Here is a 12950-nt window from a genome sequence, read left to right as displayed (position 1 = left end):
ACGCCTAGAACTTCCCGGGACAGGCTGCCGCGCGCCTCCCGCAACAACGCACTGAGCGATCATCGCCCCGATCGCCGCGAGCGGCATCATGCCCGACCTCGCTCTGGGCCCAGACCGTTCCCCATCGCCATCCCCTGGACCGAACTCGAATACTGACCAAGACCAAGATCACCATGCGCTGACGGCGGTAAACGTCGTCGACGATCCACCGTTGTAGTGCGCACTATGGTGCCGAGGCCCCGGGCATCACCTCGTCGGAGGGGCAGTGACGGACGAGCGGCGCGGCGCGGGTGGCGGTGTCTGGGAAGACATTTGCGTGAAGGCCGGATGATCGACGAGTTGTCCGTGCGCATAGATCGCATCACGCAGGCGCTGCCTGGTCGACTCCTCGGCCAGCAGCAGCACCAATTCGTCGCAGCGCCGTTCGAACAGCATCGACCGCAATACCGACGCATCCGTGGCGGAGCGGCCAGCGGCGGTTTCCGATCGCAACTCGCCCAAGGGAACTCGCGAAACATCCGCCTTGAGCGGCAACATGGACGCCACCACCAGATCATCGGCATCGCGCAGCTCATCCCACCACTGCGCCGGAACCGGTTTGGCCTGCCGGAATGCCTGCAGGATCCGCTCGCGCACGGCGGCGGTGCCGAGGGCGGTCGCGGCATTCGGTCCCAGCCGTGCCGTGCGCGCATGCGCGTCGACGGCGAGTTCCACACAGCGCCAACCGATCCGGTCCGCGGGCACCGATGCGGCCCGATCCAGCAGCTGCGGTGCGCCGACCAGCTCCAGCCGGTCCACCAAACCCGATGCCGGACCGGCGAAATCCATCATCGCGGCGGCGCCGACCGAACCTGCTGTCGGAACATCGCCCATTTGTCGGCTCAGCACATCCTCGATCGGTAACGAGGATGCCAGTGCGGTCAGCCGAGCCCCGGTTTTCTTGCCCCAGGCCAATGCGAATTCCGCGAGCACGCGAGCCGGATCGGCGATCCCTTCCCAGGCCGTATCCGAAACCGACCACGCCCACGGCGTCGACAGTTCTCGAGGCAGGTACACCCCTGCGGGCAACCATCCCTGCCCCTCGTTCGAGGTGACGAACGCGCCGACACCGCCGGGATGTCGCATCACCGACACCGCCCAGGCCGTGCCGAGTGCCGCGGACTCGGCCGCCGCGAGCAGGCTGCTCAGCAGGGTGCGCGCCAGTGCGAGATCACCGTCGACCCGTTCACCGACCATGAAGGTGGGGGCGGCCGCCGCGATCATCGCGGCACCGACCGCATTGCGCAGATGATCACTGCCGGAAGACTTTTCGGAGTCCTCGGCGGCCGCATCGGACTCGACCGGAACACCGGCGGCCGGACGCGGCGGTGGCGCGTTCTTGCCGGGCGGTACCGAAACACCCGGGGCCGAAACACCGGATACCGATGGTGGTCCCGCCGAAGCTCGTGGTCCCGCACCGGAAAATCGCGAATCGACCCCCTGGGGCGCTCGCGTGTCCGCCCCTGGTGTCGACTGACCCGCGGTGGGACCCGCCGTGGCCGGTGGCGCGCCGGTGGGCGGTGCCGTAATCGTCGGTGGCCCAATGACCGGCGGCGCTACCGGACCCGCGAACGCGTTCGACATGGATCCGAGCACGCCTCCCGGTGCCGAATTCGCGCGTTCGCCATCGGGCTCTGTCCCCAGCGGCCTATCCGGACCGGCCTTCGACGCCGCACCTATCATGTCACCGTCGGTGGAATGGCCCTCTGACGTCGAGGAGGTCTCCGCCGAAGCGGATGTCGAGCCACGGTCACCGGAAGTCGTCGAGCCCGAGTGGGATGCGCCCGCGTCCGCGGCACCCGCATCCGCGACACCGGTGGATTCACCGATATGCCGCGGTCCCTGCACAGAGTCGGGCGCCGACCCGTACCCGGGCGCACCCATGCCCGTCGATGACGCGCTAGGCGCCTGCGACTGCGGCGCGCTACCCGGCTGCGGGCCCGTCGGTGGCTGTGTCGCGAGCGTGCTGTCGGTGCCGCCCGGTCCGTGCGGTCCGTGCGGTCCGTGTGGTCCGCCGAGATCACCACCGGGCAGCGGTGAGAACGGCCGCGGCAACCCGAGCTGATCGAATAGCCGGTTCAGCGCATCCAATGCCGGAATCCTGGGCACGCCATGGCCATCCGGCAACCGCCAGCCATGGGGCTTGCCGGGAGTACCGGGCGGCAATTGGTGCGAAGTTCCGGGATGCCGCGGCCCATGCCCCGCGTGCGGCCCCGAGTGTCCGCGATTTCCGGGTCCCCCAGAGGATCGCCGTTCCCACGGCCCCGGCTGTCCCAACGCCGCCGCGATGACCGCCAGCTCCGGCAGCCCACCCGGCCCGATCAGCGTCAGCGCATGCGCCGCTACCTCGTCGACCTCGGCCCGAGCCCTTGCGATGATCTTCTTGACCTCGCGGCGTTCCTCATCAACGGTCGTGCCGTCGCCGTCTTCGTCGGAGACCTTATTCGGAACAGCGCGAATTTCACGGTCCGCGTCGTAGACGATGTCGAGAATCCCGGTGCGCGTCCGGTCGACGATTCCGGCTATATGCCCGAAGGTGTCGGCGGTGGCCACGAGCGCATCGACAAAACCTCGCAGCGTTCCCTGCTGGGCGCGTAGATCGTGCTTGATCGGGTCCAATCCGGCACTGGAGCGAACGCTGTCATCGAAGGCTCGGCGAGCGCGATCGGCCTCATCGGGATCCAAGGCCTCAGCGCCGTCACGTGCCAATGTCTCCAGCGCACCCCATTCGCGCGGCGAGATCTCCGGCCAGTTCTCGCCGACAATGTCCTTCCAGTGCGGACTGTTGCGCTCCTCCGGGTCCATCCGGAAATCAGATCGACTCGGATACCCGGGCACCGCCCGCGACGTCTGCGCCGCGGAGGGCTTGGTTGGTCTCGACGACATGTCGGTGCATCGAACCGGCATGGTTTATCAGGTCGTCGACCGCTGGCCCGAACCATTCGAGGATCAGATTGCGCACCCCGACGGTCCGGTGATCGAGTGCCGACACCGGACTGTGCTGCAACACGAAGGCGTCGGTAGTCGCACTGACTTGTCCGGCGTAGGAGGTCACGACCCCGACGTGGTGACCGTGGGTCGCTGTCACGTCGTCCGGGTCGTCCATGTCGAGGATGTAGGGCATGGCGGGGTCCTGTCTGGAGATTCCTATGCTCAGGAAGTGGTGCCGAATTCGGCGATCTCGGTTGCCCGATAAGAGGATTCGGTGGGCAGATCGAACGAATCGATGGTGTACGGGCGGGTGCCGTTGTACTCCATCTCAGCGCGCAGGCCGACCCTTGACTTCATATGCGCCAGCCGGGCGAGCCGGACTACTTCCGCGGCCAGCCAGCTGTCCCCGCTATCCCTGGCCTCGTCGGTGATGTGCAAACCGACGACTTCGCCGTCACGACCACAGGCAACGCCGACGGTGTGGTCCGGATTGAACACCTCGTAGGTCAGACTGCGCCAATCCGGCACCGGGGCATCGTGGAGGTCATCCGGATCTAGATCATGGAATTCGGTCATCGACTACTCCTAGGTGCGTGCGACGGTGCCGGGCGCGATCACTCGGTCGGGCGGCCCTGCGGCGGGTTTATCCGGCGTCTGATCGGGTTCGGACAGCTGCTGCGCCAACGCATTCCACGCGACGTCACCAATGGTCATGACCTGACTCAATTGCCAGAACCGGGCCCCGAGATACATCTCGCCGGTGCCATCCGGCGCGATATCCAGGTGATCCGGCCCGTCCGATGTCGGGTTGAGGGTGATCGTTGTGGCCGGAGGAAATTGATCGTCGACATTGATGATCGTCGCGCTGCCGCCGGGGATGAAACTCTGCCGACAGCGCTCACTCGCGGCCACCGCCAGATCGGAGCTGTTGGTGGTGAGCGTGACGTCCGGATTCAGCAGCAGCTGCAGCACCCACGAACGGGCCGCCTGCTCCGGATTGTCGGCATTGATCGATATGGTCAGTGTCGCAGCCAGATCCACGACCAGAACGGCCTCGGCGCTGGTAACGCCGACAACCACCAACCGCTTCGGCGAACCCGCCGGATACGGCAGATCGTCCGCGGCCAACGCGATCACATCCGAACCGACACCGACTCCGGTGACCGGATGCGCATTCACCGTTCCTGTCGCCACATCGATCGCGTACGCGCACAGCAGATCCGGGGTGCGATCCGCGACCGCGGCCAATCGGACCAGCCCCTCACGATGCAACCACCGGACGGTATCGGCGACGGTGACGCCGTCGCCATCACTCATGACGTCTGCTCCGCGGTCGCGGCGGCCGGTTCCGGTTCATCGGCCCAGGGATCCCGGTCCATCAGCTGCTCGTACTGACGTGCCGCATCGGCGGTGCTCTCCCGGATCGCGGTGACGATCTCGGTGACCAGTTCATCGCTTTCGAACCGGTCGACGGTGCCCGGAGCAAGGTAGAGCCCGACCAGTCGTCCCATGGCGTCGACCTCCGGAATCACCGCGCCGCTCGGCGAAGGCCGCCGGGCCCGGATGCCATCGATCTTCTCGCGCAGATCGGCGATCTTATGGCGCAGTTCGCGCGCGGCATCGAGCGCCGCCTGCACATCGGGGTGGATATCACTCATGCGGAACCTCCGGATTGGGACGCCTGATTGGGCTGGGCCGGCGTCGGCGGTGTCACGGTCGGCGCGATCGTCGGCTTCTCGCCGATCACCTGTTCGGTATGCGGTGTGTCGTCGACATACATCAGCCGATCCGGATGCCAGGCCACTACGCGATTGCGTTCGTTATTGCCGCTGCCCGCGCCGCCCATGCCGGGTGACATCGGCATATACGGCATCATTCCGGAACCGGTGCCCGCGGCGCGCGCCCCGGCAGCCGACGATGTCGCCAACGGCTCGATCACCGACGTTCGCGGCAGACTCGACGAACCGCTCGCGGTACTGCCCGAGGAACCGACCATCGGCATCGGGCCGACCGCGACGGTAGACGCGCTCGTCCCCGAACTATTGATCGCGCTGGTGAGGTCGGAGATCGGTGTCACACCGCCGCCCGAACCGCCACCGGTCAGTGCACTGTAGTCGGTCGATCCGTAGTCGCCGTAGCCGTATTCGTCCAGCCCCTCCGTCGAGTTGTTGCCGCTCTGATTCAGCAGCGGCATACCGGCCGACATCAGCGAACTCATCATGCTCGGCAACATGGAGGCCAGACTGCTCAGCATCTGACTGCTGTCGCCCGAACCGTTCGAACCGCCCTTGTCCGAACCGGTTTTCGACGAACCCGCATTTTCCGCGTTCTTCGAACCGACCGTGGTGGCGTAATTGGTGATCGTCTCCGCCGAGCGTGCGTTCTGCTCCTGGAACTTCGCCAGCGCGGCCTGGATACCGAGCTCGTTCTTGGAGCGCATCGCCTTCAACAGTTCCTGGCGCGCGGCGACGATCTCCTCGGGCGTAGGGTGTTTGGCCTTCGCCGTGGTGAAGGCATTGCTGTAGGTGTCGATGCCATCGACCAGCTTGCCCAGCCCGGTGCCGAGTTCGTCGAGCCAGTTGCGATGTTTGGTCAATAGCGAAGCTGCGTCCGAACCGACCGGAACCCAATGCTGCATCGCCTGCGTGGCCTCGTCTACGCCGGCCAGTGCGGCGGGGTGGAAGCCACCGAGGAAGCCTCGGACATCCGCCGACAGTTTGTTCGCCGGACCCGTGCCGAGGCCACCACGCAATTGGTTCGCCATGGTCAGCGGATCGATGCTGGCACCGGCCGGAGGCAGGTTGAAAACCGGCGGCTGCCGCACAGCGAGCGGCGCCGGCTCCGCGACGGGATTGGCCAATACCTCACCGCCACTGCCGTTTATGGCGCGCGCCCCTTCGTCGTCAGCGACTGTGTAATCCGCCGCAGCCGCACCCAGCTTCTGCGCGGTCTTGTGAATCTCGCTGAGCACACCCGACATACCGTTCAACAGGTTGGCGGCGTGGGCATTGAGCTGCGGAACCGCCTCGGCCGAAATCGGGTCGCTGCCCGCGGGCAGCACCCAGCCCGTGGGCAGCGACTGCCCGGTGGCATGCGCCAGCGCGGCGAGTTTCGCCGCCGCGGCGGCGAGTTCCGCCGGATTGACGTCCAACGCCATCACTGCCTCCTCTCACCCGGGCGCATGCTCAGACAGGCGCCCCGCCCGTGGCCGCGAGCACCGACGTGCCGGACTGGTCGCCCGTCGGGGCACCGCCGGGCGCGTGCCCGGACTGGTCGCCCGCCACAGGCGCCTCGATGCCCGGCGGGTGGAACCATCCGGAGAATTCGCCGAACTCCCCAGCGGTGTCCGATATCTGGTGCAAGTTGTCGGAAGTCAACTCCTGCAGCTTGCCGTCGATAATGGCCTCCAGCCTGCCTCCGGCCTCCGGGGTGCCGAACTTGGCGACCACGGCCGTGCGATCCTTCCAGACGGCGACATCGCCGGTCACCATGTCGTTCGGATCGACAGACTTGCCGATCTGCTTCTTGTCCGACCACTTCGCTGGTGTCTTCTCGTAGGCGGCCTGCGCGTCGGTGCCGCCCTGATTGCCGAAGGCGGCATCCAGTCCCAGCGCGGCCACCGCCCAAACCCGCTGCACTTCGCCGTTGGGGAAGGGGTAGTCGACCTTGCCGTCGGTACCCGGAGTGCGGCCGGGCACCGGACCACCGGGCTGTCCCTGACCGGTTTGCGACGAGGAAGTGCCGGGAGCGGGTGTCGTCGACGACGCGGGGGTACCGGATGTGGTCGTCGCGGGCGCCTGCGCCTGGGCCTGTGGGGCGGCCGCGGCAGGCTGCGCGACGGTCGGCTGCTGCTGGACCTGGCCATACGGGTTGTTGTTCTGGTCGAGCATGCGGCGCATCATCTCCTGCTGCTGGAGCTGCTGCATCCATGGTCCGAGCTGGTTCATCATGTCGCCCAAGCCGGAGGAGCCGACGCCCGTGCCCATCCCGGAGTACGGGGTGGAGGATGTGTCGGCTGGGGTGGGGTTGACGGGGTAGCCGGAGTTCCCCGACCCGGTCGAACCCGACCCGGTGCCCGTGCCGTCCGAGCCGCCGGTGCCCGTGCCATCCGAGCCGCCGGTCCCGGTGCCGTTCGACGAGCCGTCGCCACTGGAGCCATCGGCACCGAGGTCGATCGGTTTCCAGGCGTCGTCGGCTCCGGTGCCCGTTCCGTTGCCGTTGCCAGTGCCGACCGGCTGGGCCGGGCCCGGATCGTAAGGGTTGCCAGTCCCACTGCCGGTACCGGTACCGGTACCCTTCTTCTTGAGGTCCTCTACTTCCTTTTCGAGCTTATCGCCCCGCGCCTTCTCGTCCTTCAGACCCTGCGTCAGAGTCTCGATCGTTTTGGTCTGTTCCTTGATCTTGAGAGCGGTCGCGGACATTTTATCCGCAAAATCTTTATATATCTTCTCTCCGACCAGCAGGCCATCTGCAACGTAGCCCCTGATGTAGTCATCCATGGTCAAGCCATTGTCCGGAGCCTTTTCAGCATAACCACTCAGGGTGTTTATGAATTTAGTCATGCCGTCCTTGTATTGCAGTCGGTCTTCTTTCGCATCCTTCGTCGACGCTTTCACTACTTCTCTGATCTCGACCTGCATGGAGTTGAAAGCGCCCTTGAGCTCACTCGACGTCTGCGTATAGTTGGAAACGGCCTTTGATCTCAGCTGACTTATGTCGATCTGGGAGACCTGAGCTACCGAACCGGGATCCGGCAGATCGGATGTCTTCCCACTGCCAAGGGCGTCCCAGTTGGTGTTGACGAACTTCATCAGCTCGGAATCCAGGAGCTTCTTGGAGGACGGCGATATTTTATAGGCCTTACTGTCAGGCCAATCATCGACTTGATCATCCGGAACCCAAAGGATGGGCATTTCTGGAGTTTCCGTCACGCCGTCACCGGCCACGGCTGCTGCGACTTACCATCGGAGTCGTAAGCCCCGATAATCGCTTTCGAATTCTTGTCGCCGTAATAAGCGCCCGACATATCCGCCCCGGCAGGACGAGTAGGGATCACCTTGAGCGCGGCGTCCGCACCACCATCACCGCCGCCGGAACCCCCACCGGGCATGCCGGGCATATTGAATCTGGTCGCAAGGTAGGATCCGGCCGCTTGTCCGGCCGTTTGCATCGGATACCGGAAATTTTGATTACGTAGACGGGGGATCATGGCGCGTGCGTTATTGGCAAACCGCGCCCCAAAGCTGATCGGGCTTCGTCGAAGCGCATTTCGGGCGACAACCGAAGCACCGGCGAGGGCGTTAGGGCTATTCCTGAACAGTGCCCGCGCAGCGCCGCCGAGCACAGGCGCACCCACCGCTCGCACGATCCTACCGGCCCCTCCTGAGAACAGCGCACCCTCGCCAGCCGAGGTGAGAACGTCAGTGACGCCGTGAATCTTCCCATTGATCGCGTCCGAAGCAATGTTGGCGACCGCGCCACCGATGATGCCACCAGCACCCGGCACGATCATGTTGCCCACGATCGGCAGCGCGACACTGAGGGTTGTGGAGAGGGGGGTCTTCCACCACGACATCAGCTCACTCCTTCTGCACCGCCGCCCGGCGGCGACCGAACTCGTCAAAGCCATTGTTGACGCTTCCCAATGATGGGAACCGGTGTTGCCGTCGCAGCGGCCAGGATGGATCCTCGGAAGACTGATACCACTGTGCCCGAATTGCCGTGGCCGCCACGGATTTTCTCGGTGACCGTTCGAGGAGGAAGCGCCGGATGAGTCTCCGCCGCCGCCCATCTGGGGCGTACCGCGTCAACGACGGCGCACACACGCGGTTGTGGCTGGATGGTGCGCTATGACGAGTCCGGCGGTAGGGGTGGAACCGGTCGTCGCTGATCCGGAATTGGATCCGGAGACGGATCCCAATGCGGGCGAGGGAGATTCGTCGCCGGAGTCGGCGACACCGTGGACTCGGTTGGGGCGGCGGGATGGCGGGCAGTCGGGGCAGCCCGGAGTTACCGCGCCGGGTGGCAGCGGGCCGGGGTCGACGGCGGATCCGGGTAGTCAGAGTGCGATGCCGGGTCAGCCTCCGGTTGGTGCTGGTTCTGGGCAGGCTGGTTCGGGTAGGAGTGCGGCGCCTCCGGCGGGTGCTGGGGCGCCGGGGGCGGTTGCGCCGGGGGCTGCGGGTCAACAGCCCGCGCCCGCGCCCGCGCAGGCTCCGGCTCAGGCGGCGCCCGCGCAGAGCGCGCTTGCTCCTGCGGGTGCGGTGGCGCCGAATACGTCTCGGACCACTGATGATTCGGCTGCTGCTGATCATGGCGGTGGGTTGTTGGATCCGGAAACGCTGACCGCGTTGGCGCCCACGGCGATGATGGCCGGGGCGATGATGCTGCCGATGATCGCCTCCGCGCTGGCCGGACTCGGCGGCGGTGGTGGATCCGGTTCCGGTAGCGGAGGTTCTGGTGGCGAAGCAGGTGAGAGCGGCGGGCTCACCCCCGAAGCCCAAAAGGCCATCGATGTCCTCAAACAATTGAAAGACGTCTACGGCACCAACGACGCCAACGGCTCCGACGACTCCGAAACCCCCACCGGCAAAAAGAAACTCGGCTCCACCACGACCCGCGGCACCGGGTCCGGGGCGACCGCGACCAAGCTGCGGGCCCATCAGTTGTATCAACGCAACGCCGCTACCGCGTTCAACAACCTCGACAACGACCTCGTCAACTACATGCGCTCCATGGCGGGCAACCACAAGATCGACAAGAAAGCCGTCATCACCCTGCTCCGCGAGGTCGACACCCAACTCGCCGAAATCGGCTCGGCCGCCTACACCAAAGCCGGACAGCAAAAAGTCCACCAAATCCTCACCAACGCCCTGGCCAAAGCCGCCAAAATCGTCTCCGGCGGCAACGCCGCGGCCACCGGCACCGCCGCCGAAATCAACCGCCTCACCAACCAATACATCTACAACCTCGCCGGACGCGAATACCAGGCGGCAAGCAGCAGCGGTGCCACCTCGGCGGCCGCGCAGCAGGCGGTTGCGGTGGCAATGGCCCAGCAGGGCGACCCGTACGTGTGGGGTGCCGAAGGGCCCGGGTCATTCGACTGCTCCGGACTCATGCAATACGCGGCCAGAGCCGCCGGAGTCAACATTCCACGAGTCGCCGCGGACCAGTACCGCCAACTCCCCAAGGTCAACCCCGCCGACATTCGCCCCGGCGACCTGATCTTCCCGGATTCCGAATTCAACAACGGCAACCCGGGCCACGTCATGATGTACATCGGCAATGGGCAATGCGTCGAAGCGCCACGCACCGGTCTGAACGTCCGTGTGACAAACCTGCCGCGCAGCTATCACGCCAGCCGCTTCAGCTGATCCGAATCCACCGCGGATTCAGTAGCCTACGTACGCGCCACCGTGGTGCAACTTCACGATGCCGGGCACATTGGCGACCGAGCCGTAGCGGTCGATGGCGTACCGCACCCCGGCGATGATGTTGTCGACCGGATTCCAGATATCGCGATGTCCGGGCAGGGCATGGGCATTGAAGGTGGAATCAATGGTCTGCATCAACCCCTTGGAGGGATGTCCGGCCGCGGCATTGCTGTCCCAGCCATTGATCGCGTGCGGATTGCCCGCGGATTCGTGCTGGATGATCGCCGCGACATCGGCGGGGTTGATCTGGCTGATGTCATAGCCGTTCTGGCGCAGGATCTGCATGGCCGAGTTGATCCATTGCCCCACTTCACCGCTGGGCTGCGTGCTCGGCGGGCCGCCGCTAACGGCACGCGCATACACCTGCGGTCTGGCTCGCCCGGAGTCCGCGACATACCGATTGGCCAGTGCGGCAACCTGTTCGGCCGAAACACCCGCCGCCGACTGTCCGTTCCCGAGCACCGCCCCGGCCCGCTGTAGGGCATCACCGAGTGCGACGATCACCTGACGCTGGGTCGCGGCGGAATTTCCGACCGCACCGAGCGCGGTCAATGCCGCATCGGCCTCGGCGATGATCGAAGCGATCGCCGCCCGGCCCTGAATGGTGTCGTTGGCCGAACCACCGAGAATTCGGCCGAGTTCAGCATTCAGGTTGCCCAACGCGTCGTTCTGTTGGGTGCCGCTCTGTCTGCTGGCCGAATACTGCGCGCCGAACGCGCCGTCCCAGAGCACCGGTCCAGTGGGCGCTCCATCGCCGACCAGCGGCGGCGCATTCGGCTGACCAGTGTCGGACGTCGGAGTGCCGTCACCATATTGGGCCGAGATCGATGCCAGTGCGCCCATCGCCGCGGCCGCCAACGGACCGGCACCGGCTGCGACGGCGGCCAACTCCGATCCGCCGCCAACCGCCGAAGTGGTTGTGGCAGTGAATGGTCCGGGCATCGGACTCGCCGATCGGCCCTGTACTGCTGCGGCTGCCGAACTCGAGGTGGCGGCGGTAGCCGCACCGGCCGACGAAAGCGGCGGTACGTGCGGCCCACTCCCCCGGGGCAACGCGGCGGGCTTGCGACGGGGCTCGGAAGTTGCGACCCGAGCGTCGGCGCTCCGGGCATCGCCCACGCTCGAATCCGGTACCTCCCGCTCCGACGACATATCAGTACGGCTTGTACGGCAGACCGTAACGGACCGCCTTGACACCCGGCACACGGTCGACAGATCCGTACCGACTGATGGCATATCGGACACCCGCGACGATATTGTCGACCGGATTGCGGATGTTGGTGTGCCCTGGAGCGGCGTACTGGTTGAACGTCGGTTCGATGGTCTGCATCAGGCCGATCGATGGAGTCCCGTTCGCGGCGTTGCTGTCCCAGCCGTTGTAGGCGTTCGGGTCGCCGCCGGATTCGTGCTGGATGATGATCGCGATATCTTCCGGGTTGATCTTGCTGATGTCGTACCCCATCTGCCGCAGCACCTGCAACGCCTGCTGAATCCACTGCCCAACGGTGCCGCCGACTGTCGTTGCCGCGGTACCTGCGCTGCCGCTTGCGGCTGTGTATTCGCGTCCGGCGAGGTTGTAGATGTATTGGTTGGTGAGGCGGTTGATTTCAGCGGCGGTGCCGGTGGCCGCGGCGTTGCCGCCGGAGACGATTTTGGCGGCCTTGGCCAGGGCGTTGGTGAGGATTTGGTGGACTTTTTGCTGTCCGGCTTTGGTGTAGGCGGCCGAGCCGATTTCGGCGAGTTGGGTGTCGACCTCGCGGAGCAGGGTGATGACGGCTTTCTTGTCGATCTTGTGGTTGCCCGCCATGGAGCGCATGTAGTTGACGAGGTCGTTGTCGAGGTTGTTGAACGCGGTAGCGGCGTTGCGTTGATACAACTGATGGGCCTTGAGTTTGGTCGCAGTGACTCCGCTGCCGGTGCTGCCCCTGGTGGTGGTGGAGCCGAGTTTCTTTCGACCGGTGGGGGTTCCGGAGCCGTCGGAGCCGTTGGCGTCGTTGGCGTCGTTGGTGCCGTAGACGTCTTTCAATTGTTTGAGAACATCGATGGCCTTTTGGGCTTCGGGGCTCAGCCCACCGCTCTCACCTGCTTCGCCACCTCCACTACCGGAACCGGATCCACCACCGCCGCCGAGTCCGGCCAGCGCGGAGGCGATCATCGGCAGCATCATCGCCCCGGCCATCATCGCCGTGGGCGCCAACGCGGTCAGCGTTTCCGGATCCAACAACCCACCGCCATGATCGGCGGCCATCGAATCATCAGTGGTCCGAGACGTATTCGGCGCCACCGCACCTGCCGGCGCAGGCGCGCTCTGCGCGGGCGCCGCCTGAGCCGGAGCCTGCGCGGGCTGTTGACCCGCAGCCCCCGGCGCAACCGCCTCCGGCGCGCCAGCACCCGCCGGAGGCGCCGCACTCTTACCCGAACCAGCCTGACCAGAACCAGAACCGGCCGGAGGCTGACCCGGCATCGCGGGCTTATTCTCCAGGTCCGAACCCTGCTGTGGCGCTTGCGAATTACCACCCGAACCCGCCCCCGGCAGCCCCGGCGCACCCG

The 12950-nt window shown here is 65.8% G+C and carries 11 protein-coding genes; 1 reads left to right on the top strand and 10 read right to left on the bottom strand.

The genetic code is table 11. The features are described from left to right. Positions 1–246: 246 nt before the first annotated feature. The 8 genes from ACQP2D_RS12465 to ACQP2D_RS12430 are packed head-to-tail and all read right to left on the bottom strand — an operon-like array spanning position 247 to position 8545. Positions 247–2844 carry a hypothetical protein gene (locus ACQP2D_RS12465; protein WP_433683861.1) on the bottom strand — a complete coding sequence of 866 codons (2598 nt, stop codon included), beginning with the start codon at positions 2842–2844 and terminating at the stop codon, positions 247–249. A gap of 7 nt (positions 2845–2851) precedes the next feature. Beyond that, positions 2852–3163, bottom strand: coding sequence for a hypothetical protein (locus ACQP2D_RS12460; protein WP_433683860.1), 312 nt, complete (start codon positions 3161–3163; stop codon positions 2852–2854). Positions 3164–3192: 29 nt separating this feature from the next. After that, a complete protein-coding gene (locus ACQP2D_RS12455) occupies positions 3193–3546 on the bottom strand; it encodes a hypothetical protein (RefSeq protein WP_433683859.1) in 354 nt (117 codons plus the stop codon). A gap of 9 nt (positions 3547–3555) precedes the next feature. Further along, a complete protein-coding gene (locus tag ACQP2D_RS12450; RefSeq protein WP_433683858.1) occupies positions 3556–4287 on the bottom strand; it encodes a hypothetical protein in 732 nt (243 codons plus the stop codon). Further along, entirely contained in the window at positions 4284–4628 is a 345-nt protein-coding gene (locus ACQP2D_RS12445) for a YbaB/EbfC family nucleoid-associated protein (RefSeq protein WP_433683857.1), read from the bottom strand. Before ACQP2D_RS12445 ends, ACQP2D_RS12450 begins: the two co-directional genes overlap by 4 nt. Continuing rightward, positions 4625–6127 carry a PE domain-containing protein gene (locus ACQP2D_RS12440; RefSeq protein ID WP_433683856.1) on the bottom strand — a complete coding sequence of 501 codons (1503 nt, stop codon included), beginning with the start codon at positions 6125–6127 and terminating at the stop codon, positions 4625–4627. Before ACQP2D_RS12440 ends, ACQP2D_RS12445 begins: the two co-directional genes overlap by 4 nt. 28 nt (positions 6128–6155) lie before the next feature. Then, positions 6156–7883 (bottom strand): hypothetical protein, encoded by a 1728-nt coding sequence (locus tag ACQP2D_RS12435; RefSeq protein ID WP_433683855.1) that lies wholly within the window; start codon positions 7881–7883, stop codon positions 6156–6158. Positions 7884–7897: 14 nt separating this feature from the next. Further along, positions 7898–8545 (bottom strand): hypothetical protein, encoded by a 648-nt coding sequence (locus ACQP2D_RS12430; protein WP_433683854.1) that lies wholly within the window; start codon positions 8543–8545, stop codon positions 7898–7900. Positions 8546–9293: 748 nt separating this feature from the next. On the opposite strand from ACQP2D_RS12430, the gene ACQP2D_RS12425 reads away from it, so the two are divergent. Then, entirely contained in the window at positions 9294–10340 is a 1047-nt protein-coding gene (locus tag ACQP2D_RS12425) for a DUF4226 domain-containing protein (RefSeq protein WP_433683853.1), read from the top strand. Between the two features lie 18 nt (positions 10341–10358). Here ACQP2D_RS12425 and ACQP2D_RS12420 read toward each other — a convergent pair whose 3' ends face one another. Beyond that, on the bottom strand, positions 10359–11288 hold the full coding sequence (locus ACQP2D_RS12420; protein ID WP_433683852.1) for a transglycosylase SLT domain-containing protein: 930 nt from the start codon (positions 11286–11288) through the stop codon (positions 10359–10361). 265 nt (positions 11289–11553) lie between these two features. After that, positions 11554–12648, bottom strand: coding sequence for a DUF4226 domain-containing protein (locus ACQP2D_RS12415; protein ID WP_433683851.1), 1095 nt, complete (start codon positions 12646–12648; stop codon positions 11554–11556). Between the last annotated feature and the right edge of the window lie 302 nt (positions 12649–12950).

Origin of the sequence: Nocardia sp. CA-119907 (assembly GCF_050955995.1) — a bacterium.
Classification (GTDB): domain Bacteria; phylum Actinomycetota; class Actinomycetes; order Mycobacteriales; family Mycobacteriaceae; genus Nocardia.
The sequence above is the reverse complement of the archived record's forward strand: the minus strand, read 5'-3'. Positions and strand labels throughout refer to the sequence as shown.

Excerpts from the sequence above, each read along its gene's own strand:
- ACQP2D_RS12465 (WP_433683861.1), bottom strand. The coding sequence starts at position 2,844 with ATGGACCCGGAGGAGCGCAACAGTCCGCACTGGAAGGACATTGTCGGC.
- ACQP2D_RS12445 (WP_433683857.1), bottom strand. The coding sequence starts at position 4,628 with ATGAGTGATATCCACCCCGATGTGCAGGCGGCGCTCGATGCCGCGCGC.
- ACQP2D_RS12450 (WP_433683858.1), bottom strand. The coding sequence starts at position 4,287 with ATGAGTGATGGCGACGGCGTCACCGTCGCCGATACCGTCCGGTGGTTG.
- ACQP2D_RS12455 (WP_433683859.1), bottom strand. The coding sequence starts at position 3,546 with ATGACCGAATTCCATGATCTAGATCCGGATGACCTCCACGATGCCCCG.
- ACQP2D_RS12415 (WP_433683851.1), bottom strand. The coding sequence starts at position 12,648 with ATGGCCGCCGATCATGGCGGTGGGTTGTTGGATCCGGAAACGCTGACC.
- ACQP2D_RS12460 (WP_433683860.1), bottom strand. The coding sequence starts at position 3,163 with ATGCCCTACATCCTCGACATGGACGACCCGGACGACGTGACAGCGACC.
- ACQP2D_RS12440 (WP_433683856.1), bottom strand. The coding sequence starts at position 6,127 with ATGGCGTTGGACGTCAATCCGGCGGAACTCGCCGCCGCGGCGGCGAAA.
- ACQP2D_RS12430 (WP_433683854.1), bottom strand. The coding sequence starts at position 8,545 with ATGTCGTGGTGGAAGACCCCCCTCTCCACAACCCTCAGTGTCGCGCTG.
- ACQP2D_RS12435 (WP_433683855.1), bottom strand. The coding sequence starts at position 7,883 with ATGCCCATCCTTTGGGTTCCGGATGATCAAGTCGATGATTGGCCTGAC.